The sequence below is a fragment of the Streptomyces sp. CB01881 genome (assembly GCF_002953255.1).
GTDB lineage: Bacteria > Actinomycetota > Actinomycetes > Streptomycetales > Streptomycetaceae > Kitasatospora.
Map to the genome: position 1 here is coordinate 9,029,578 of NZ_CP026498.1, position 20,961 is coordinate 9,050,538.

Consider the following 20,961-nt stretch of genomic DNA (forward strand, 5'->3'; position numbering starts at 1 on the left):
TGTGACAGCAGCAGTGTGACAGTGCTGGCCCACCCGGGTCCACCGTTGCCCCGGGGCAGCCGGGGCCTGGTGGCCGGGCCTGCGATGGGGCCTGCGGTGGGCCTGCCGGGGCCCTCTGCCAGGCCTGCGGTGGGCTCGGGCGGGGCCCGTCGGAGGGGACGGCCTGCGTCCCCTCGGGCTGGGGCGGAGGGGGTGCAGGCCGGTGGTGGGCCGGTGGTGGGCCGGTGTCGAGCCGGTTCGGGGGCAGGCGGGTGCGGGTCCGTTCAGGAGCGGGCCGGTCCTGCCGGGGTGGACTCGGCCAGCTCGGGGTGGTGGCGGCGGGTGACCTCGGGGTGGGCCCGGGTGTACCCCTTCCACTCGTTGAGGCCGAACTCGGCGAAGAGCGGGTTCGCCGGGTCCTGGGTGGCGCCGGGGGCGTGGTGCGCCAGGGGGAAGTCGAGCGGCTCTATGTGGGCGTCGAGGCGCGGGTTGTAGAAGAACGGGACGGAGAAGCGCTCCCGCGCGCCGGGCGGGCTGACCACGCGGTGACTGGTCGCCTTGAGGTAGCCGTCGGTGGCGACCTCCAACAGCTCGCCCAGGTTGACCACGAAGGCACCCTCCATCGGCGGGACCTCCAGGAAGCCGCCGTCCGGACGCTCCACCTGGAGGCCGCCCACGGTGTCCTGGAGGAGGAGGGTGATGAAGCCGTAGTCCTTGTGCGCACCGACACCCTGGCCGGCGCCGTCGGGGGCCGTCCCGGGGTAGCGGACCAGCTTCAGCCGCAGGTGCGGGTGGCCGTCGAAGGCGTAGTCGTAGAAGTCGGGCCGGGCGCCGATCGCGGTGAGCAGCTCGTGCAGTAGCCGCTTGGCGACGTCGCCGAGGCGGTCGATCCAGCCGAGCGCGGCGGTCCGCAGCTCCGGGAGCGCCGCAGGCCACTGGTTCGGACCCTCCAGCCACCAGTACGGCGGCTCGCTGCGCCCCGGGACGTGCGGGGGCAGCTCGGCGCCGATGTCCAGCTGGTCGCGCCAGTCCTGGCTGCCGCCGGTGCGCTCGTCGCCGGTGCGGGTGTAGCCGCGGTAGTGCGGGGAGTTGAGGTTGCTCACGCCGAGCCGGTCGGCCTCGGGCAGGGTGAAGAAGGCCCGCATCGCCGCGGTGAGGGCGGCCGTCTCGGCCGGGGTCACCCCGTGCCCGACGAGCTGGAAGAAGCCGACGCCGGTGGCCGCGGCCCGCAGCTCGTCGTGCAGCCGGAGGCGGTCCTCGGGGCTGCCGTCGGCGAGCGAGAGGTCGATCACCGGGAGGGCGCCTGCGGAGGCGTCGGCGGAGATGTCCGCGGGGGCATCCGCGGACGTGCCCGCGGGGGCATCCGCGGACGTGCCCGCGGGGGTGTTCGAGCGGGCGTCCGTGGATGCGGACGGGGTGGTGGAGGAGTGCTGCTGCGTCATGGGTGACATCCGCTGGGTCTCGTCCCGACCGTTCCCGGTGGTCGACCGGGGGCGCCGGGGCCACGCCTGGTGCGGCGGGTGCCCGGGGGCCGGGAAGGGGGACGCGGTCTGTTGAGGACCGCGCATGAGGGTGGGAGGCGCGAGGTTCAGCCGGAGCGTCGACAGGACATGGTCGTCACGCGGAGCAGGTCCACGTGGCGGCGGCGAACAAGGATGAGCACGTCACCAGCGTAAATGACGGTGGTAGCGGCGGGGAGACCCCGGTCCGATTCTGTTGTCGTGTACGTGTCGAGTGACGGAAGTTGGTCAGACATGGAGGCTGCCGATCCCCCTGCGGTCACTGCGGTCGTTGCGGCCACCGTGATCACCGCGGCCGTTCTGGTCCCCGTGGTCGTTGTGGTCGTTGAGGTAGGCCAGCACGGCGAGAACCCTCCGGTTGTCGTCGTCCGAGGGCAGGAGGTCCAGCCGGACGAAGATCGACGCGGTGTGTTTGGCGACCGCCCGCTCGGTGATCACCAACTGCTGGGCGATGGCCGCGTTCGACCGGCCCTCCGCCATCAGCGCGAGCACCTGCCGTTCGCGCGGGCTGAGCGACGCGACCGGGCCCGACGAGGAGTTGTGGGTGAGCAGCCGGCTGATCACCTCCGGGTCCATGGCTGTGCCGCCCTGTGCGACCCGCCGTACCGCGTCGAGGAACTGGGTGCCGTCCATGACGCGGTCCTTGAGCAGGTAGCCGATCCCGCCGCTGCCGTCCGCGAGCAGCTCGCGGGCGTAGAGCTGCTCGACGTACTGCGAGAGCACCAGGACCGGCAGCCCGGGCTGTCGCTGGCGGGCGACGAGGGCGGCCCGCAGGCCCTCGTCGGTGAACGAGGGCGGCAGCCGGACGTCCACGACGGCGATGTCCGGCCGGTCCGCGGCCACTGCCGCGAGCAGCTCGGCGCCGGTCTCGACGGCCGCGGTGACCGTCATACCGTTCGCCTCCAGCAGTCGGGTCAGGCCGTCCCGGAGGAGGAAAAGGTCTTCGGCGATGACAACGCGCACGGAATCTCCAGCTGTGCGATGGTCGGGCCGCCCGGCGGGCTGCTGACGGCGAGCACCCCGTCGAACGCGGCCAGCCGGCGCTCTGTTCCGCGCAGGCCGGTTCCCTTGGACGGGTCGGCGCCGCCGTGCCCGTCGTCGGTCACCGATATCCGCAGCAGCCCGTCGGCGTCGTGGCCGATCTCGATCCAGACCCGGCCGGCGCCGGCGTGCTTGACCACGTTGGCCAGCAGCTCGCTCACCGCGAAGTAGGCCGCGGACTCCACCGGTGCGGGAGGCCGGCCCGGCAGCCCGCCGGTGACCCGGACCGGCAGCGGCAGGTCGAGTGCCATGGCGTGCACCGCGTCGGCCAGACCGCGGTCGGCGAGTACCGGCGGGTGGATGCCCCGGACCAGGTCGCGCAACTCGCCCAGCGCCTTGGCCGAGGACGTCCGGGCCTCGGCGAGCAACGGGCGCAGAGCCTGGGGGTCGTGGTCGAGCAGCTGCTCGGCCACGCTCAGCAGCATCCCCAGCGCCACCAGCCGGGCCTGTGCTCCGTCGTGAAGGTCCCGCTCGATCCGGCGTAGTTCGGCCGCTCCGGCGTCGATGGTGTCGGCCCGCGTTCGGGTCAGATGGCTGACCTGGAGTGCCAGCTCGGTCCGGCGGGAGGACCCCAACAGGGCACGGGCGGCCCGCTCGTGCAGCGTCAGCACGGGCCGGGCGGCCCACAGCGCGACAGGCGGTGCCAGCCAGAGCGCCATCGTGTAGAGCATCAGCAGCGAGATGAACCGGTTGCCCCGGCCGAACACCTGGACCAGCGCCGGGACCATGAGTAGTGCCACGGCAGTGAGCAGGACGGCGCAGCCGGACAGCACCGCCCAAGCCGTGTCGCGCCACATCGCCGGATCACCCGGCCAGCTCCCGGCCTGACGCCACAGCCTCCGCCAGCGCGGTCCCCTGGTGGCCGTCGGCCGGTACGGCGGCGCTATCGCCGTGCCGCTCCAGAGGCCGACCAGCCGCCTCGTCTCCGCCGCCACCCAGCGCGCGGCGAGCATCCCGATCACGAGCATCGGAAGTGCCAGCAGCAGTGCCCCGGAGCGGCCGCTCGGCGGCGCGCCTCCGTAGATCACCGTGGCCGTCACCGCCAGCAGTCCCGGTGCGAGCAGTGCGGCCCCCGCCGCCCGTCCGGCCGCCCCGGTGGCCCAGCTCAGCGCCCAGACGACGACAGGCAGCGTCGCCAGGAACATCGCGGTCAGCGCACGGAACCGGTTGGGCGCGGACGAGTCGTCAGGGCCCAGCAGGGCGGCGAGCACCAGGACGGGAGCTGCCAGCACGGCAGCCGCTCCTGCCACCGCCAGGGTGACCGCGTACAGCGCGCGCACGCTGTCCCTGAGCGCTTGACCCACCCGTGCGACCGCCCTGGCCACCACCATCGTGCTCATCACGCACCTCCCGCCTGTTGCAGCGTCGTTCGGCATCGTTCCCGGCTGAGCCCGGACCGGGCCCGTCGATCAATGCGGTGGCCAGTCTGCCGGGCGGTCCACCGGCGGCGCACGGCGTCTGAACCCCGAATCCGAGGTGTACCTGAGTACACCCCAAGGAGGCCGTCCAGCCGTCTGTCGAGGCCTTGCCATCGGTTCGTAGCGTCGTTCCCGTCAGCCGACCCGGGGCCTTCCGAGGTCGGATCCGCCTCTGCCCGCAGTCCGGGCCGTTCTGCTCCGGCCGGGGCCAGAACCCGTCCCCGCTCCGTCATCCGTCCCCTGCCCGGTCCCGCCCCGTCCTTGAACGCGCCCCGTATCCCCGTTTCCGAACCGCCCCTGTTCCCGTCCTCTGGAGGGCCCGTGACCGCGCCGATCATCCAGCTTCGCGATGTCAGCAAGACCTACGACACGTCCGGTACCGCCCGCCCGGCGCTCGCTGGGCTGGACTTGGAGGTCCGGGCCGGCGAGGCGCTGGCCGTGCTCGGCCGCTCCGGCAGCGGCAAGTCCACCCTGCTCAACCTGATCGCCGGCCTCGACCGTCCCAGCACGGGCAGCGTGACGGTGGACGGGGTCGCCGTCCACCAACTGGGCGAGGCCGCGCTGGCGGGGTACCGGCGGGCCCGGATCGGCATGGTGTTCCAGTTCTTCAACCTGCTGGACGACCTCAGCGTCGAGGACAACGTGCTGCTCCCCGCCCAGCTCTCCGGGGTCAGCCGCGCCCGGGCCCGGGGCCGGGCCGCCGAGCTGCTGGACCGGCTCGGCATGGCCCGGCACGCCCGGACGTTTCCCGGCCTACTCTCCGGCGGCGAACGCCAGCGCGTCGCGGTGGCCCGGGCCCTGATGAACCGGCCTCCGCTGTTGCTCGCCGACGAGCCGACCGGTGCCCTGGACACCGCCTCCGCCGCCGATGTCCGGTCACTGCTCAGCGAGTTGAACGCGGAGGGCCAGACGATCCTGCTGGTCACCCACGACACCGCCCTCGCCGGGGCCTGTGCCACCCGGACGATCGAGCTCCTCGACGGCGTCCTGCACCGCGACACACCCCGTGCGGGGGCCGCCCGATGAGCGCGCTCGGCAAGGTGGTCCGGGCCGGCGTCGGCCGAAAGCGGGTGCAGACGCTGGTCATGGTGCTCACCACGATGATGGCCGTCACGGCCTGCGTCCTCGCCGCCGGGCTGCTGGCCGCGGCCCAGGGGCCGTTCGACCAGGCTTTCGTCCAGCAGCGTGGTGCTCACCTCAATGTCCTTGTGGACCAGGCGAAGGCCACCCCGACGCAGCTCGCCGCCACCGCCCACGCCCCGGGGGTGACGGCCCTGGCAGGCCCGTATCCGGCGCTGCCGCTGCGGCCGCACGTGGGTGAGAACACCAGCGTGCTCCCGGTGGGCGGCGCACTGCCCCCGGTGACCCTCGTCGCCCGTACCCTCGACGAGCCGCTGGACGGCCTGCGGGTGACGCTCGGCCGGTGGCTCGCAGGGCCGGGTGAGGTCGTCCTCCCGGACGGCCGCTCCCCGCTGGCCCTCGGTGACCGGATGACCTTCCCCGACCTGCCCGGCAGCCCGACGCTGACCGTGGTCGGGTTGGCCGCCTCGGTCTCCTGGAGCGCGGACGGCTGGGTCGCCCCCGCGCAGGCCGCCGCGCTCACCGCACCCGGCAGTACGGAGCAGGTCCAGCTGCTCTACCGCTTCGCCCACGCCGGCACCGATACCGAGGTGGACGCCGACCGTGCGGCGCTCGCCGCCGCCCTGCCGCCGGGCGCGCTGACCGGAGCCACCTCGTACCTCCCGGCCAAGCGGAGCGCCGACCGGACGGCGGAGACCTTCGTCCCGTTCGTCGTCGCCTTCGGCCTGCTCGGCCTCGCGATGTCCGTGCTGACCATCGGGGTGGTGGTCAGCGGTGCGGTCACCGCCGCCACCCGGCGGATCGGCATCCTGAAGTCACTGGGATTCACCCCTGCGCAGGTCGCCCGCGCCTATGTGGGGCAGGCGCTCGTCCCGGCATCGGTCGGGACGGCCCTCGGCGTCCTCGGGGGGAACGCGCTGGCGGTTCCCGTCCTCGGCCTGGCGGACAAGGCGCTGCGCAGCGGCCTGCTCGGCATTCCGCTCTGGGTCGACCTGGTCGTCCCGGCACTGGCGCTCGCGGCGGTCGCCGGGACGGCACTGGTGCCCGCACTCCGGGCCGGCCGGTTGCGCACCGTCGAAGCGCTCGCCGTGGGGCGGACAGCGCCGGGGACCCGACCCGGGGCCTCCCGGACCGTCGCGGCGACCCAGCGGCTGCTGGCACGGATGCCGGTGCCGCGCGCGCTGAGCCTGGGCCTGGCCGGCCCGCTCACCCGGCCGGTGCGCACGGCCACCACCACGGCGGCGGTGCTGCTCGGAACGGTCGGGGTGACGCTCGGCGTGGGCCTGGCAGTCTCCATGAACGGGATCCAGGACGGGCTCAACGCCGACCATGCCGGCGCGGTCGTCGCGGCTCCTCCGATGGACCGTCCGGCCGAAGGCGTCGACCGCCTGGACGAGGCCGCCGTCGCGGCCGCGATCACCGCCCGCCCGGGCACCGGGGCCTGGTTCAGCACCGTTCTCGCCCCGGTCACCGTGGCCGACCACACCGGGCGGGCCGACGTGGTTGCCTACGGGGGAGATTCCTCCCGGAGCGGGTACCGGATGATCTCCGGCCGGTGGTTCCACGGCGGGGGAGAAGCGGTGGTGGGATCCGGGTTCCTGGCCACCAACCAGGTACGGGTCGGCGACACGATCACCCTCACCGACAACGGCCGCCGCAGCGCCCCGGTGCGGATCGTCGGTGAGGCGCTCTCCACGACCGACGTGCTCCTGACCGACCGATCGACCCTGACCCCGCTCGGCACCTCCGTGCTGCCGGCGTCCATACGGTTCCACATTGACCTCGTGCCCGGCGTCGACCGGCAGGCCTACGCGGACGCGCTTGGCGATGCGCTGCGGCCGCTCGGCCTTGAGGCGGAGCCGGGCGGGACGCAGCTGAACATCACCGTCCTTGCGATGAACTCGCTGGCCGCCGTACTCACCTTGCTGTTGGTCGCGGTGGCCGGTCTCGGGGTGCTCAACACCGTCCTGCTGGATACCCGGGAGCGGGTCCACGACCTCGGGGTGCTCAAGGCGCTCGGGATGTTGCCCCGGCAGACCGTCGGGATGGTGCTCACCTCGGTCTGCGGCAGCGGCCTTCTCGCAGGCCTGGTCGGCGTCCCGTCCGGGGTCGCCCTGCACCACTGGATAGTCCCGGCGATGGCCCGCGCTGCGGGGACGGGCGTACCCGAGGCGGACCTCGCGGTCTTCGAACCGCGCGTCGTCCTGCCGCTGATACTCGGCGGGCTGGTGATGGCGCTGCTCGGCGCCCTGCCGCCGGCCACCTGGGCGGCCCGCACGCGGACGGTGGCGGCGCTGCGCACCGAGTGATGGCGCCCCGCCGACGGAACACCGAGTGACGGAGGCTTGAGCAGCTGCGTACCGTGCGGCGGCGCAGCAGGCCGCCCAGTGCCGGGCCGTCGCCCCGGAACCCGTCCTTCCGGGGCGACGGCCCGGCCCGAGCCGCCCGCCTCAGGCCGACAGCTCGCGCCGCCCGTCCTCGCGCCGCCCGTCCTCGCGCCGTCCGCCTCGCGCCGGCCGGCTCAGGTCAGCCGGGTGGTGGCGTACGCCTCGATGGCGTCCCGCTGGTAGGCGGCCAGGCCCGGGGTGATGGCCTCGTACGCGGCGCGCCACTGCTCGTTCTCCACGCACGAGCGGCCGATCGCGCGGTACTCCTCGGCGGAGAGCGGGCGGAGCGCGGCGACCGCCTGGTACTGCCCGTCGACCTCGGCCTGGACGGCGTCGGCGTCGGCGGGGGTGCCGGCGGCCATCAGCTCGGCCAGCCTGATCATCAGCGCGGTGCGCTCACGCTGTCCGGCTTCGATCTCGGCCTCGGTCATTGTCGCGGTCGCCCGCCCGATCTCCTCGGCCAGCTCGGGGTAGTCGCGCAGGCTGTCCTCGTACTGGGCGGGCTGGATGCCCTCGAAGAGGTTCTCCGGTCGGTTGATGCCGGTCATGGGCCTACCGTCCTTTCTGGACTGTTCCAGTTCGGTGATCGTGCGGGACACGGTGGCGGCCAGGGCGGTGAGCCGGTCGCGCTCGGCGAGCAGCTGACGGTGGTGGCCCCGCAGGGCCTCCAGCTCGTCCACCTGCGAGGCCAGGATCCGGCCGACCTCGGACAGGCTCACCCCGAGCGCCCGCAGAACGAGGACCTGCTGCAGCCTCAGCAATTCACGCTCCTCGTAGTAGCGGTGACCGTTGGAGCCGATCCACGCAGGTGGCAGCAGCTCGATCTCGTCGTAGTGCCGGAGCGTCCTGGCGGTCACACCGGACATCCGGGCCACCTCAGCGATCGACCAGGCCATCGCCGTCTCCTCCCACTGCGGGAGACCGGCGGCCATCGGGCGTGCCCCGGCCTCCGGCCACCACCGTTCTCACGTGTGCCACCGGGCCGGTCCGTCCGGCCCTGAACAGGACGGTAGAAGCTGCCGTTGCGGCAACTTCAAGTCCCGCGGTCGAGTCCCCGGCCCTCACCCGCCGCGCCGGCCCGATCTCAGCGCTGCTCGCCGAGCCAGTCCAGGGACTGCCCGTGCGGCCCGGTGAGCGCCACCGGCCGCTCGTCGAGGGCGAGCGCGAACAGTGCGCGGTCGTCCGGCACCCGCGCGGGCGGCAGCCGTCGGCCCACGGAGGGCAGGACGGCCGGAGCCTCGTTGGAGATCCAGTGCCCGGGCAGCGTCCGCATCGTCTCCGTGAACCGCTCCACCGCCTCGGGCGGCAGGTAGCTGAGCACGGCACTGTGGAACACCGCCGGCGTCGCCCCTTCCGGGACCCGGCCCACCAGCTCGCGGACCGCCTCGTTGAGATCGCCGCGCACCAGCTCCGGCGGCTCCGCCCGGGCGACCTGCACGGCGCCGCGCAGCCGTTCCAGCCGGTGGGTCTGCTCCGGCCAGACCAGGGCCTCCAGCCAGTGCATGTCGTCCTCGTCGTGGACGTCGAGCGGGTTGAGGTCGATCCCGGCCCGCCAGACCACCTCGGGCAGCCGCGCCGGGAAGGGCACCGGGCCGGACGTCGCGCAGTCCAGCGTCACCGGGCTCTGCGCGTCGCCGAACTCCGGCCGCCCGTCGTACCGGTAGCGGTACCGGTCCGGGTACAGGCAGAGCCCGGCCGAGGCGCCCACCTCGATCAGGGCGAGCGGCTGCGGCAGGGTGGCCAGCACCGGCAGCAGGGTGGCGCAGCGGCCCGGCTCGTTGGTCTGCGTCCGGCGGCGCAGCATCGCCGCGCGGACGTCCTCCCAGTGCGCGGACGTCCAGGCCCGGAACACCGGGTAGCCCTGGCCGGTCGGCCCGCCGAGGTGGCGGACGGCGCCGAGCAGCAGGTTGGGCTGCCGTTTGCCGGCGGGCAGTTCGCCGACCAGCTCCATCAACGCCACGTCCTCGGCCGCCTGTTCGGCGAGTTCCCGGTAGCTCGGCGAGTGCCCTCGGGCCTCACGTGCCGCAAACGCCCGGTACAGCTCGCGCACGTCCGGTACTTCCGCGCTCCGCGTCATGGTTTTCCCCTCCGTACGGTCCTCGGGGGCGCCGCCTCGCCTGCTCCCCGGCGCGGTTGTCCGGTTACGGCCGCTGCGCCCCTCACGCCCCTCGCGTCTCCAGTGGTCCCCATTCCAGTGGTCCCCATGATTTTGGCAGAGCCTTGTCTGCGCCTTTGCCGTCCGCTGTACGGGTGCTAACCCGCCCGCCGCGAGAGTGAATCCACGTCCGACACAGCCAACTCCCCGGAGCAGGAGCCCCGATGAACCCCAAGATCCGCACCCGCGCCGTGATCGCCACGGCTGCGGCCGCCGCCGCCGTCGGCACCTTCACCGCCGGCGTCGGCGTGGCCCAGGCCGGCGACGAGCAGAGCCGGCGCGGCAAGGTCACCGAGCGCGAGATAGCCGGTCTCTTCGACCAGTGGAACGCGGCCCTGCAGACCGGCGACCCGGAGAAGGTCGCCGACCGCTACGCCCAGGACGCGGTGCTCCTGCCGACCGCCTCGCCGAAGATCCGCACCAACCACGCGGAGATCGCGGACTACTTCGAGCACTTCCTGCAGAAGAAGCCGCGCGGCGAGAAGATCCGTTCGGTGATCAACATCCTGGACGCCAACTCGGCCATCGACGCCGGTCTCTACCGCTTCCACCTCACCGACCCGGCGACCGGCGCCACCAAGGCCGTCGAGGCCCGCTACACCTACGAGTACGAGAAGCGCGGCGGCAAGTGGCTGATCGTCAACCACCACTCCTCGGTCCTCCCGGCCGAGGGCTGAGCCCGGCCGTACGCCGACGCCCAGGCCGGGCCGTACGCCGACGCCCGGGCCGGGCTGTACGCCGACGCCCGGGACGAACGCCGAGGCCCAGGCCGAACGCCGACGCCCGGGACGACGGCCGCGTCCGAGCCGAAAGCCACGTCCGAGCCGGATGCCGCCCCGGGCTGACTGCTAAGAGATGGCGCGGACAGGCGTGGTGGGACTACCCCGCAAGGAGGACGGGCACAGGTCTTGGTGATCACGGAGTTGAGACGCTCCGTGATCACCGGGGAGGCCCGCGCCTGTGCTGCCGGAGGGGCCGGCCTGCGCGGCGACCCCTCCGGTGGCCTGTCCCGGCGCCCACGCATCAACGACCTGATCGGCGGTCAGGCCGCGTCGGCTCCTGCCCTCCACATGGAGCGGAGCTGCGCGTTGACGTCGCCCGCCTGGCGAAGACCCGCTTGGTAGGCCGGTTCCCAGGCTGCGAGGTCGCCCATGTCCGAGCCGAAAGCGCGCACCGAGGCCGGATCGGGGCCGATGGTCGCCACGGTGCCTGCCCCTACGGCCGTCAGCTGCTGGTCGAGTGGCTCCCGAGGGAACAGGTGGGCCATCGGCTCGACCACGACCAGGGTGCGGGCCCCGACGGCGAGATCGGCGTTGGGGCCCGCACGCAGCGCACCGTCCATGTACCGCCGGCCGTCGATGGCAACGGGCGGCGCGGCCCCGGGGAAGGCACTGCTCGCTGCGACCGCGTGCACCAGCGGCACGCCGCTGTCGCGGTCCCACACCACGGGCTCGCCGGTGGTGGCGTCCACGGCGGCGATCAGCAGCCGCCGCTCCGGCCACGTGTCCGCACCGATCAAGGCGGCGCGCCCGGCGATCAGCGCCTCCTCGGCCTGGAGGTCGGTGTCGTCGAGCGCGAGCCGGCCGACGCGACGCCTGGCCTCGCCGGGTTCCAGGCTGCGGTCGCCGAGTACGGCGAACACCTCGCCCCTCCGGCCGGGGTCGGCCTTGACCTGGTGAGCCGCCTGGCGGGCCGATGTCGCGAGCCGCCCCGGGTCCTGGCCGGTGGCGAGTAGCGCTCCGACGATCGCGCCGGCCGACGTCCCGACGATCAGGTCGGCTTCGCCCAGTTCCACGCCATCGCGGCGCAATCCGTGGGCCAGCCCTGCCATCCAGGCGGTGCCGACGTGAGCCCCGGGGCCCAGGACGAGTGCTCGGTTGAAGGTGTGCACGGTGATCTCCCCTCGTTCTTGAAACAGTCGTACCATATACTCGCTGAAGCAGTGTCAACTCCGAGTTGCCGAAAGGAGAGCCACCGTGGGGCGACCCGCCGATCCCAACCGTCGCGAGCGCACGCTGGCGCAGGCGACCGACTACGTGCTGGCGCACGGCTTGGCCGGGCTGAGCCTGCGGCCGCTGGCCGCAGCCCTCGACACCAGCCCACGGATGCTGCTCTACGACTTCGGCAGCAAACAGGAGCTGGTCGCGGCGGTCCTCGCCGAGGCCCGTCGCCGAGGTGCTGCGCGCCTGGCCGAGCGCCTTCCACCGAAGACGGGCTCCGTGCAGGAGCGACTGCGTGGCATCTGGGCGTGGATGAGCGCGGACGAACGTGCGCCGTTCGTCCGGCTGTTCTTCGAGGTGCACGCCGACGGACTGGTGCACCCCGAGAGCTACCCCGACCAGGGCGAGGCGATCACGGACTGGTTCGACACGCTCGGCACCACCTTCCGCGACGTCTCCACCGGTCCTGACGACACCGTCACGCCCACGTTGGTCATGGCCGTCATCCGGGGTCTGCTGTTCGATCTCACAGCTACCGGCGACCGCCACCGCACCGATCGTGCACTGGACCGCTTCGCCGAACTCCTGGACCGGTGAGCGGTCCTGGCAAGGTTCTGAGGTCGAACAAGGGCATCGATGACGGAGGCCCGGCGCTCGTACGCTCGTAGCAGCGGGCAGGGCAGGTGGGAGTCGGGTGGGGCGGGTGGGAGGCGTTCCGCCAGGCGTGGGTGCGTTGGCGTTCGACGTGCCAACCTGACTGGCCCGGATCCGCGCCGCCCTGCCCTTGCGCGCGATGCGGCCGAGCAGGCGCCGCGTTCGTTCTGCTGTCGGGGTACCAGCACCGCGCCTGTCTGCGCGGCCTCTAAGCCCGGGGCCGCGGGCCGGTGCGGGCGTCGGTCCGCAGGCCGGTCGCCCGCAGGCCGATCCGGACCGCCAGCCCGCCACCGGACGCGTCCCGCAGGGCCACCGTGCCGCCGTCGTCGGTCACCAACTGCTTGACGATGGCGAGCCCGAGACCCGAGCCCGAGCGCCCGGTGAGGCCCTGGCCCCGCCAGAACCGGTCGAACGCCCGGGACTGCTCGGCGGCGGACATGCCCGGGCCCTGGTCGAGCACCTCCAGCACCACCTCGTCCCCGGCCGCCGCCTCCAGTCGGACGGTGATGGTGGCACCGTCGGGGGAGACCTCCAGGGCGTTGGAGAGCACGTTGTCCAGTACCTGGTCCAGGTTGCCGGGGCCGGCCAGCACGTGCAGGCGCTCGTCGCGGTCCCCGGTGAGCGCGATGGTGACCCCGCGCTCGTCGGCGGCGGGCCGCCAGACGCTGAGCCGCTCCTCGACCAGCTCGCGCAGCGCCAGCGGCTCCGGGGCCGAGACCTTGGCCTCGGCCCGGGCCAGCACCAGCAGGCCGCTGACCAGCCGGCTCATCCGGACGACCTCGGCGGTGGCCTGGTCCACGTCCTCGCGCACGAACTCGTCGTCGACGCCGTCGGCGATGTTGTCGAGGGAGAGTCGCAGCGCGGTGAGCGGGGTGCGCAGCTGGTGCGAGGCGTCCGCGACGAAGATCCGCTGGGAGGCGACCAGGGTGTCGAGCCGCTCGGCGCCCTGGTTCAGGGTCCGGGCCAGCGTCCGGGTCTCCTGCGGGCCGGTGACGGGGGAGCGGGCGGTGAGATCCCCGTCGCTGAACCGGCTGGCCATGTCGTTGAGCTGCCGCAGCGGCTTGGTGAGCAGCCGGGCCACGATCGCGCCGAGCCCGGCGGCCACCGCGATCACGCCGACGGCGAGGATCGCGCGGAAGCCCCAGATCCGCCAGAGCCGGTCGCTGAGGTCGGCGGTCGCATACCGGATGCGCACCGCGCCGACGATCCGCCCCCCGCCGGTGGCACCGGCAGTGCTCCCAGGACCACCAGCACCACCAGTACTGGCAGGGCCGGCAGGACCGGGCGTACCGGCGGCACCGACTGCACCGCCGGTGCTGGCGCCCGGGCCCGCCGCGCCCGCCCCCGCGCCCGCCCCCGCCGCACCCGACCGGGCATGTGCGGGGACGGTGACCACCAACTCCGGTCCCCAGACGAGGCTCGAACCCCAGTCCGCTGTGCTCCGCCCGCTCCGCAGCGCGTCGGTGAACGCGCGGTCCGCGGGGTGGGCGGGCAGGGGCAGTGGCGGAACGGCCGTCCCGTCGGCGGCCACCGCCTCCACCGTCCCCGGTGTCTCGTCCGCGTACGCCCCCGCGACCCGGGCCAGCGCCTGCCGGGCGGGCTCGTCACCGTCGCCGAGCAGCAGCGCCATGGTGGTCGCCTCGCGGCGCACCGACTCCTCGGTGTCGCCGCGCAGCTGGGCGGTGAGCGTGAACGCCACCGGCACGGTGAAGGCCGCCAGGGCCACGCCGACCAGCAGGACGTAGCTGACGATCAGCCGACGGATCACGAAACGCGCCCACCGTCGGCCGCCGGGCCGCCAAGTGCCGGGCCGCCGTTCCCCGGGCCGCCGTTCCCCGGGCCCCCGTCCCGCGGGCCGACGGCCTCCGGGCCGGCGATCACCAGCCGGAAGCCCACGCCGCGCACCGCCTCGATCGCCACGGCCCCGGCGAGCTTGCGCCGCAGTGCGGCCACGTGCACGTCCAGCGTCTTGGTCGGTCCGAACCAGTTGGCGTCCCAGACCGCCTCCATGATCTGCTCGCGCGACATCAGCGCGCCCGGCTCCTCCGTCAGGAAGGCCAGCAGGTCGTACTCCTTCGGCGTGAGCGCCACCTCCGACCCGTCCAGCCACACCCGTGCCGCCTTCCGGTCGACGGTGAGCCGTGCGCCGTACCGGTCCGGACCGGTCGTCGGCTGGGCCTTCGGCTGCACCCGCCGCATCACCGCCCTGATCCGGGCGATCACCTCGCGCACCCCGAACGGTTTGGAGACGTAGTCGTCCGCGCCGATCTCCAGCCCGACGACCCGGTCCGTCTCGTCACTGCGCGCGCTGATCACGATGATCGGCACGTCCCCGCGCCGGCGCAGTGCCCGGCAGACGTCCAGCCCGTCGGTGTCCGGCAGTCCGAGGTCCAGCAGCACCAGGTCGTAGGGTGCGGCGGCGGCCAGCGCGGCCGTCCCGGTGGTCACCCACTCGACCTCGAACCCGTACCGCACCAGCCCGCGCCGCAGTGACTCCGCGACCGGCTCATCGTCCTCCACCAGCAATACACGCACGACCCGAACCCTATTGACCCGTCCCGGAGCCCCCCACACCGCCACCCCACACCGCCACCCCACGCCGCGAAGCCGCCCGGCAGGCCCACCGCCTGGCAACGGTGAAGCCGCCCGCCCCACGCCCGGCCACCTCTCCGCCGAGCGCCAGGACCCGAGGACGGCCTGTGCCCGCCGGTGGCAGAGCGGGCGGGGCCATCGGAGCGGGCGGGGCCATCGGAGCGGGCAGGGCCGGCCGGACCGCTCTGGGACTCGGCGCTGCCCTCACCGTGTCGGTACCGCGGGTACCCGTGCTGGACCGGTGGTGGTTCGTGCGTCCCACCGGGACGGGCAGCCGCCACAGATCTGCACGACGCGCGCGAGCATCCGGTCATCCGCTGTCCGGTCGTTCGCCGCCTGGCCGCCCGCCGTCCCGGTTGACCTCCGTCCCCTTCGTCCGCCGAGCGTGCCACGGCGGGCCGTTCGAGGGCGGCCGCCCCCCGACGGCCTCAGGCCCGGGCCGTCGCCTGGAGTGCGGCCACGAGGCGGGTGAGTGCCGGCCGGCCCCAGGCGGTCCTCCGGACGGCGGCGTGGATGGAGCGGACCGGCTCCGGGGCGCGCAGCCTCCGTACGGTCACACCGGGGTGGCGCCGGGCGGCGAGCCCCAGCAGGGGGACCAGGGCGACGCCGAGGCCGGCCGCGACGAATCCCTGGGCGGTCGGGTAGTCCTCGCTGTCCACCGCGAAGTCGGGACGGAAGCCGGCGGTGGCGCAGGCGTCCAGAACGGTGTCCTGGCAGACACCGGGGCGTTCGCTGCCGACCCAGGGTTCGCCGGCGAGGTCGGCCAGGTCGAGGACGCGCTTCGCGGTGAGCGGGTGCCCCTTCCCCAGGACCGCGCGGTACGGGTCGTCGAGCAGGTGGACGAGGTGCAGACCGGGATGGTCCTGGTCCCTGGGCTGGACCACCACGGCGAGGTCGGCCCGGCCCTGGAGGACCTCGTCCAACGGGTCCTCGGGGTCGGTCATGCCGAGGTCGAGGCGGACACCCGGGTGGTCGGCGCGGAAGGCGGCGACCGCGGGGGCGACCAGGGAGGCTCCCGCGGTGGCGAAGTAGCGGACCGTCAGCGAGCCGCTTCGCCCGGCCAGCAGGTCGGCGAGCGCGGCCCCCGCCTCGGCCACCCGTCGTTCGATGACGGCGGCGTGCTCGGCCAGCAGCCGCCCGGCGGCGGTCGGCCGGACGCCGCGGCCGACGCGTTCGAGCAGTGCCGTCCCGGTCTCCTTCTCCAGCACCGCGACCTGCTGGCTGATGGCGGACGGGGTGTAGCCGAGGGCGGTGGCGGCCGCGCTCACCGAACCGCCGTTGACCACGGCACGGAGCACCTGGAGACGTCGCACGTCGAGCATGTAGTCCAGCTTAAAGGTGCTGCAGAACATTTCACTTGTCCTGTCGCATCCGGGCGGGCAGCGTTCGTAGCACCGCCCCGGAACCGGCCGGGGACCGGATGAGAGACAGGTGTCCCGTGGTACGGATGGCCGTTCTTGCCCTGCTCTGGGGCTCGGGCTTCCTGTGGACCAAGCTCGCGCTGCGCCACGGGCTGTCCCCCTTGCAGATCACCGTGCTGCGCTCCGCCCTCGGAGCCGCGGTACTGCTGGTCCTCGCCCGTTCCGCCCGCCAGCGCCTGCCGCGCGGCGCCGCGATCTGGCGCCACCTCGTCGTCGCGGCCTTCCTCTGCAACACGCTTCCGTTCTTCCTGGCCGCGCAGGGCGTGCAGACGGTCGGCTCGGGGCTGGCCGGGGTGCTCAACGCGACGACCCCGCTGTGGTCCCTGCTGATCGGCCTCGCCACCGGCACGGAGCGCCGTCGGAACCCGCTGCGCCTGGGGGGCCTGCTGCTCGGCTTCGCGGGCGTGCTGCTGATCTTCTCGCCCTGGCAGGAGAACCCGGCGGGGGACGGCGGCGGGTTCGGCTGGGGCGTCCTGGCCCTGCTCGGCGCTGCGGCCGGCTACGCCGTCGCCTTCACGTACATGGGGCGCGTGCTCACCGGCACCGGTACCGGACCGCTCGCCCTCTCCGCCGCGCAGCTCAGTGCCGCGGCCGGTCTCAGCACGCTGGCGCTGCCCGCCGCCGAGGGCACGACGGCCGGGCTCAACGTCCGGGCGCTGGTGGCCGTGGCCGTTCTCGGGGTGTTCTGCACCGGGCTCACCTTCCACCTCAACTACCGGCTGATCGCCGTCGAGGGCGCCACCGGCGCTGCCACCGTCGGCTACCTGCTGCCGGTCGTCTCGACGGCGCTCGGCGCGCTGTTCCTCGACGAGGCGTTGAGCGTGCGGACCGTGGCGGGAATGATCGTGGTGCCGGCCGGGGTCTTCCTGGCCCGGCAGCACCGTGAACGACCTGCCGGCCCCGCCAACCCGGCACCCGCGCCGGTCCCCCCCACGGTCACCGTCCCCACCGCCGTGACGACTCCCACCCCCACCCCCACCCGCACCCCCACCCTCACCTCCATCCTCACCCCCACGGCCCGCGACCGGACGAACGGACCATGAGCCCCGAAACACCGTGGCGGATACGCGACTTCCGCACCCTCTTCACCGCCACCGCACTCGCCCAGCTCGGCACCAACATCGGCTACGTCGCCCTCCCGCTCATCGCCGTCACGGCGCTCGACGCGAGCGCCGGGCAGGTCGGGGCGCTGGCCACGCTGAGCACCCTCGCCTTCCTGCTGATCGGCCTGCCCGCCGGGGCCTGGGTGGACCGGATGCGCCACCGTCGCGTGCTCGTCGTCGCGGACCTGGTGAAGGCCGCCCTGTACGCGTCCGTGCCGCTCGCCTGGTGGCTGGGCGGGCTCACCCTCTGGCAGCTGTACGCCGTCGCCCTGCTGAGCGGGTGCGCGACCGTCTTCTTCGACGTCGCCTCGCAGAGCGTGCTGCCGCAACTGGTCGGCCGGGGACACCTGGTGCAGGCGAACGCGGCCGTGGTGAGCCTGATGGCCGTCGGGAGCATCGCCGGCCGCAGCGCGGGCGGTGCGCTCGTCCAACTGCTCACCGCCCCGGTCGCCATCGCCGCGACGGCCGCCAGCCATCTCGGTTCGGCGCTGCGCCTGATCGCGCTGCGCCGTACGCCGGCGCCCGCACCGCCCCCGGTCCGCGGCGACGGGCCGGACGCCGGTCGGCCCGGCGGCAGTACCCCCGGCGGCAGTACCCCCGGCCTGGGCGCGCAGATCGCGGAGGGCCTGCGCCACGTCCTCGGCAACGCCGAACTGCGGGCGCTGGCGCTCACCGCCTCCGTCACCAACCTCGGCTTCCAGACCGTCAACACCCTGCTGCCGGTGCTGTTCGTCCGGGAGCTCCACCTCCCGGCCGGTGCGCTGGGCCTGTACTGGGCGGTCGGCGGCCTCGGCATCCTGCTCGGCTCCCGCTGCGCCCGTCCGGTCGCGGCCCGGGTCGGCTACGGCCGTGCGCTGGGCCTGGCGGGCCTCTGCGCGGCGCCGGCCGGGCTGCTGGTCCCGTTGAACGGTCCCGGCGTCTGGTTGTTCGTGGCCGGGTTCGGTTCGCTGGTGCTGTCCTTCAAGGCGGGGATGGACAACGTCCTCGGCGTGACCCTTCGCCAGCGGATGACCCCGGACGCCCTGCTCGGCCGGATGAACGCCACCTTCCGCTTCCTGCTGACCGGTTCGCTGGCGGTCGGCGCGGCCCTGGCCGGCGTGCTCGGCGAGCTGGTCGGCCTCCACCCCGCCCTCTGGCTCGGCGGCGCCCTCCTCGCCTCGGCCTTCCTCCCCGTCTTCCTCTCGCCGATCCGCACCCGCCGCAGCCTCCCCGACCAGCCGGCCGGCCAGGCGGAGGCGGGCACGGGTGTCCACGATCCGGCCGGCCCGCCGAAGGCTCTTGACCTCAAGCGCACTTGAAGATCAATCATGAACAGCATGAACACGAACCAGGGAAACACCGCCGAGATCGAGGCCATCAAGCAGGTCGTCGCCACCGTCGGGCACGCCCAGGTGAACGAGCTCACCGAGCAGTTCATCGGGCTCTTCCGCGAGGACGCGATCTGGACCACCGGCCACGGCAAGCGCCTCACCGGCCGCGAGGAGATCGCCGAGTTCACCCGGACGGTGCTCCCCGGCACCTTCGCGGGCAGCGGCAACACCGCCTCCTACGAGGTGGTGCACATCCTCTTCGTCCGCCCCGACGTCGCCGCGGTGAAGGTCCGCCAGCGCTACCTGGGCGCGGACGGCGCGCAGATCGGTGCCGAGGGCAGCCCGCTCTACGTCATGGCCAAGGAGGACGGCCGCTGGCTGCTGACGGCCAATCAGAACACTCTGGTGGCCGAGGAGTAGGGAGGCATCGGGGGCAGGGGGGGGGAGTCAGCCCGCCGCGAGGAGGGCCCGGTAGCGGTCGGCGTGCCCGGCGAGTCCCGGTCGGTGAGCCTGCGCGTGTCGTGGACGACGAACGGGGGGCGGTAGGGCATGCGGGTGAGGTGGGCGGTGGCGTCGAAGGGGGCGAGGAGCTCGGCGACGGTGAAGCGGTTGGTGCCCTCGGGGCGGTAGACGTCGGCCGCGCCGCCCACGGTGGTGGCGACCCGCAGGGAGGTGCCGTGCAGGACCGCGCCCGAACCGTACGCGAAGCCGTGCGCCAGGACTTCGTCGAGCCACTGCTTCAGCAGCGGCGGCGCCGAGTACCAGTGGAACGGGAACTGGAGCACCACGTGCTCGTGGGCCGACAGCGGCTTCTGCTCGTGCTCGACGTCGATGCGGGGCGGGCGTCGGGGTAGGCGCCGTACAGGTCGTGGACGGTCACGCCGGGGACGGTCCGGGCGGCCCGTGCCAGTGCGGCGTTGACGCGCGAGGCGGCCAGGGCGGGATGGGCGAGCACGACGAGGGTGCGTTCTTCGGCGGTGACGGAGTTCATGCCGGCCAGCCTCCGTCGGCCGGGACCGGGCCAACCAGGCACCTGCCGTGACTACACCCGGCAGGTGCAGGCGGCGCCGCACCGGGACGGCGACACTGGGACCCATGGCACCCCGGGAATCCATGACCCCCCCCGCCAGGAACTCGGCGACTTCCTCCGGTCCAGGCGCGCCCGCCTGCGGCCGGAGGACGTCGGCCTGCCCACGTGCGGCGGGCAGCGGCGCGTCCCCGGGCTGCGCCGGGAGGAGCTGGCGCAGCCGGCCGGAGTGAGCGCCAGGTACTACACGCGGCTCGAACAGGGGCAGAGCCCCAACGCCTCGGCCGCGGTCCACCGCCGGGCGGGAGCAGGCCTGAGGGCGTTCGGCCCGGGACCCCTTCCGGTCCTGCGGGGCGTTCAGTTCCCCGCGGCCGCCGGGCCCCCGGTGTGCGGGAACGGGCAGCCGCCGGAGGGCCCGGACCCCTCCTCGAAGGTGCCCAGCTCACCGACCCGGTAGCCGGCGGGGTAGCCGCGGACCTGGCGGCCGTCGCGGGCCAGGTGCGGCTTGCGGCGGGGCGGGAGGAGACGGACGAGGCGGCCGCGCAGCCACATGCCGGTCCGGACGGCGTGCCGCAGGGCGGCCGGCGGCGCCGGGTAGCCGAAGGCCTCGCGCAGCGGGTCGTCGAGGAGGCAGAGGGAGGAGGTGCGCATGGACGGGCGCGCCGGGGTCGGGTACCAGGAGGCCATCAGCCCGAGGGTGGCGTCCGAGACGTCGCGGCCGCCCTGGTCGTAGCCGAAGTGGGCGCGCTCGTAGTCGTCCAGCAGCCGCTCGAACTCCTCGTACGTCTCCGGGATGCCGCTCAGGCCCATGTGGCGGCCCAGCTCCCGGTAGTAGTTGGTGGTGGCCCGGACCTCGTGCGGCGAGTACGGCCGCCAGCCGTAGTCGTCCAGCCAGCGCTTGGGGACCACGACGAACGTGGCGAGCACGTACACGAAGTCCTCGTTGGAGATGTCGTACCGGCGGTGCATCTGGTTCATCCGCCGGATCGCCTCCCGCCCCTGCTCGGAGGCGAAACCGTGCTCGACGACGGCCTCCAGGATCAGCACGGTGTCGTCGTAGCGCTTCTGCGCGCGCCGGGTGAACTCGCCGGTCTGCGCGAGCAGCCGGCCGATGCTGGGCACGGCGTAGGTGCGGTAGAGCGCGAAGCTGAGCGACTGGGTGGTGTCCCAGGGGAACTCGTACCAGCTGCTGATCCGGTAGATCTCGGTGAACTCGGTCTCCGGGTCCATGCGCTGAATTTTCTTCAGCCAGTCGTATCGCTGCACAGGCAGACCTTAGGGGCCGGTCAGGGGCGGGTCAACGTGCTCCGGCCGACGGGGCGGCCGGTGGATCC

Annotated in this window: 19 protein-coding genes; 8 read left to right on the plus strand and 11 right to left on the minus strand. The window is 73.8% G+C overall.

The features are described from left to right. Positions 1-263: 263 nt before the first annotated feature. The 3 genes from C2142_RS29545 to C2142_RS29555 form a co-directional block, all read right to left on the minus strand. A complete protein-coding gene (locus C2142_RS29545) occupies positions 264-1,421 on the minus strand; it encodes a 2-oxoglutarate and iron-dependent oxygenase domain-containing protein (protein WP_148645761.1) in 1,158 nt (385 codons plus the stop codon). Between the two features lie 306 nt (positions 1,422-1,727). Further along, a complete protein-coding gene (locus tag C2142_RS29550) occupies positions 1,728-2,462 on the minus strand; it encodes a response regulator transcription factor (protein ID WP_148645762.1) in 735 nt (244 codons plus the stop codon). Beyond that, the gene (locus tag C2142_RS29555; RefSeq protein WP_241002848.1) at positions 2,414-3,880 is read right to left on the minus strand and encodes a histidine kinase; all 1,467 of its coding nucleotides are present in this window, start codon (positions 3,878-3,880) and stop codon (positions 2,414-2,416) included. The genes C2142_RS29550 and C2142_RS29555 overlap by 49 nt, the downstream gene beginning before the upstream one ends. Before the next feature lie 399 nt (positions 3,881-4,279). Here C2142_RS29555 and C2142_RS29560 point away from each other — a divergent pair, with 399 nt between their 5' ends. Both C2142_RS29560 and C2142_RS29565 read left to right on the plus strand, forming a co-directional pair. Further along, positions 4,280-4,984, plus strand: a complete 705-nt coding sequence (locus C2142_RS29560) for an ABC transporter ATP-binding protein (protein WP_241002849.1) — start codon at positions 4,280-4,282, stop codon at positions 4,982-4,984. Then, positions 4,981-7,347, plus strand: a complete 2,367-nt coding sequence (locus C2142_RS29565; RefSeq protein WP_148645764.1) for an ABC transporter permease — start codon at positions 4,981-4,983, stop codon at positions 7,345-7,347. Before C2142_RS29560 ends, C2142_RS29565 begins: the two co-directional genes overlap by 4 nt. A 212-nt stretch (positions 7,348-7,559) precedes the next feature. On the opposite strand, the gene C2142_RS29570 is transcribed toward C2142_RS29565, so the two are convergent. Together C2142_RS29570 and C2142_RS29575 are read right to left on the minus strand one after the other, a co-directional pair. Next, a complete protein-coding gene (locus C2142_RS29570) occupies positions 7,560-8,321 on the minus strand; it encodes a MerR family transcriptional regulator (protein WP_148645765.1) in 762 nt (253 codons plus the stop codon). A 188-nt stretch (positions 8,322-8,509) separates the two neighbouring features. Further along, positions 8,510-9,502, minus strand: coding sequence for a DUF2332 domain-containing protein (locus C2142_RS29575; RefSeq protein WP_148645766.1), 993 nt, complete (start codon positions 9,500-9,502; stop codon positions 8,510-8,512). Between the two features lie 242 nt (positions 9,503-9,744). Here C2142_RS29575 and C2142_RS29580 point away from each other — a divergent pair, with 242 nt between their 5' ends. Then, positions 9,745-10,257 carry an SgcJ/EcaC family oxidoreductase gene (locus tag C2142_RS29580; protein ID WP_148645767.1) on the plus strand — a complete coding sequence of 171 codons (513 nt, stop codon included), beginning with the start codon at positions 9,745-9,747 and terminating at the stop codon, positions 10,255-10,257. A 365-nt stretch (positions 10,258-10,622) separates the two neighbouring features. Here the strand turns inward: C2142_RS29580 and C2142_RS29585 are convergent, their stop codons facing one another. Then, complete coding sequence (locus tag C2142_RS29585; RefSeq protein ID WP_148645768.1) at positions 10,623-11,507, minus strand: patatin-like phospholipase family protein; 885 nt, start codon at positions 11,505-11,507, stop codon at positions 10,623-10,625. Between the two features lie 49 nt (positions 11,508-11,556). Between C2142_RS29585 and C2142_RS29590 the strand changes: the two genes are divergently transcribed. Further along, positions 11,557-12,117 (plus strand): TetR/AcrR family transcriptional regulator, encoded by a 561-nt coding sequence (locus C2142_RS29590; protein ID WP_148645769.1) that lies wholly within the window; start codon positions 11,557-11,559, stop codon positions 12,115-12,117. Between the two features lie 265 nt (positions 12,118-12,382). Here the strand turns inward: C2142_RS29590 and C2142_RS40530 are convergent, their stop codons facing one another. The 3 genes from C2142_RS40530 to C2142_RS29610 all read right to left on the minus strand — a co-directional run bounded on the left by C2142_RS40530 (position 12,383) and on the right by C2142_RS29610 (position 16,088). After that, positions 12,383-13,942: a HAMP domain-containing sensor histidine kinase gene (locus C2142_RS40530; protein WP_241002851.1), complete on the minus strand. Its 1,560-nt coding sequence runs from the start codon at positions 13,940-13,942 to the stop codon at positions 12,383-12,385. Next, positions 13,939-14,709 carry a response regulator transcription factor gene (locus C2142_RS29605; RefSeq protein ID WP_148645770.1) on the minus strand — a complete coding sequence of 257 codons (771 nt, stop codon included), beginning with the start codon at positions 14,707-14,709 and terminating at the stop codon, positions 13,939-13,941. Before C2142_RS29605 ends, C2142_RS40530 begins: the two co-directional genes overlap by 4 nt. 485 nt (positions 14,710-15,194) lie before the next feature. Next, positions 15,195-16,088: a LysR family transcriptional regulator gene (locus C2142_RS29610; RefSeq protein ID WP_148646006.1), complete on the minus strand. Its 894-nt coding sequence runs from the start codon at positions 16,086-16,088 to the stop codon at positions 15,195-15,197. A 125-nt stretch (positions 16,089-16,213) separates the two neighbouring features. Here C2142_RS29610 and C2142_RS29615 point away from each other — a divergent pair, with 125 nt between their 5' ends. Genes C2142_RS29615 through C2142_RS29625 form a run of 3 tightly spaced genes read left to right on the plus strand, consistent with a single transcriptional unit; the run spans position 16,214 to position 19,020 of the window. Further along, positions 16,214-17,230 carry a DMT family transporter gene (locus C2142_RS29615; RefSeq protein WP_206671035.1) on the plus strand — a complete coding sequence of 339 codons (1,017 nt, stop codon included), beginning with the start codon at positions 16,214-16,216 and terminating at the stop codon, positions 17,228-17,230. After that, positions 17,227-18,588, plus strand: a complete 1,362-nt coding sequence (locus C2142_RS29620; RefSeq protein ID WP_148645772.1) for an MFS transporter — start codon at positions 17,227-17,229, stop codon at positions 18,586-18,588. The genes C2142_RS29615 and C2142_RS29620 overlap by 4 nt, the downstream gene beginning before the upstream one ends. A gap of 18 nt (positions 18,589-18,606) precedes the next feature. Then, the gene (locus tag C2142_RS29625; RefSeq protein WP_148645773.1) at positions 18,607-19,020 is read left to right on the plus strand and encodes an SgcJ/EcaC family oxidoreductase; all 414 of its coding nucleotides are present in this window, start codon (positions 18,607-18,609) and stop codon (positions 19,018-19,020) included. On the opposite strand, the gene C2142_RS42040 is transcribed toward C2142_RS29625, so the two are convergent. Then, positions 18,993-19,385 (minus strand): NAD(P)H-dependent oxidoreductase, encoded by a 393-nt coding sequence (locus tag C2142_RS42040; RefSeq protein ID WP_346766400.1) that lies wholly within the window; start codon positions 19,383-19,385, stop codon positions 18,993-18,995. The two genes, C2142_RS29625 and C2142_RS42040, sit on opposite strands and share 28 nt — an antisense overlap. A 324-nt stretch (positions 19,386-19,709) precedes the next feature. Here C2142_RS42040 and C2142_RS41725 point away from each other — a divergent pair, with 324 nt between their 5' ends. Then, entirely contained in the window at positions 19,710-20,084 is a 375-nt protein-coding gene (locus C2142_RS41725; RefSeq protein ID WP_277347347.1) for a helix-turn-helix transcriptional regulator, read from the plus strand. Here C2142_RS41725 and C2142_RS29640 read toward each other — a convergent pair. Continuing rightward, the gene (locus C2142_RS29640) at positions 19,985-20,893 is read right to left on the minus strand and encodes an oxygenase MpaB family protein (protein ID WP_148645774.1); all 909 of its coding nucleotides are present in this window, start codon (positions 20,891-20,893) and stop codon (positions 19,985-19,987) included. The two genes, C2142_RS41725 and C2142_RS29640, sit on opposite strands and share 100 nt — an antisense overlap. Positions 20,894-20,961: the final 68 nt, after the last annotated feature.

Coding starts and splice junctions, on each gene's coding strand:
- C2142_RS29545 (WP_148645761.1), bottom strand. CDS start 1,421: ATGACGCAGCAGCACTCCTCCACCACCCCGTCCGCATCCACGGACGCC.
- C2142_RS29555 (WP_241002848.1), bottom strand. CDS start 3,880: ATGAGCACGATGGTGGTGGCCAGGGCGGTCGCACGGGTGGGTCAAGCG.
- C2142_RS29565 (WP_148645764.1), top strand. CDS start 4,981: ATGAGCGCGCTCGGCAAGGTGGTCCGGGCCGGCGTCGGCCGAAAGCGG.
- C2142_RS29620 (WP_148645772.1), top strand. CDS start 17,227: ATGAGCCCCGAAACACCGTGGCGGATACGCGACTTCCGCACCCTCTTC.
- C2142_RS29580 (WP_148645767.1), top strand. CDS start 9,745: ATGAACCCCAAGATCCGCACCCGCGCCGTGATCGCCACGGCTGCGGCC.
- C2142_RS29570 (WP_148645765.1), bottom strand. CDS start 8,321: ATGGCCTGGTCGATCGCTGAGGTGGCCCGGATGTCCGGTGTGACCGCC.
- C2142_RS29625 (WP_148645773.1), top strand. CDS start 18,607: ATGAACACGAACCAGGGAAACACCGCCGAGATCGAGGCCATCAAGCAG.
- C2142_RS29585 (WP_148645768.1), bottom strand. CDS start 11,507: ATGGTACGACTGTTTCAAGAACGAGGGGAGATCACCGTGCACACCTTC.
- C2142_RS29610 (WP_148646006.1), bottom strand. CDS start 16,088: ATGCTCGACGTGCGACGTCTCCAGGTGCTCCGTGCCGTGGTCAACGGC.
- C2142_RS29615 (WP_206671035.1), top strand. CDS start 16,214: ATGGCCGTTCTTGCCCTGCTCTGGGGCTCGGGCTTCCTGTGGACCAAG.
- C2142_RS29575 (WP_148645766.1), bottom strand. CDS start 9,502: ATGACGCGGAGCGCGGAAGTACCGGACGTGCGCGAGCTGTACCGGGCG.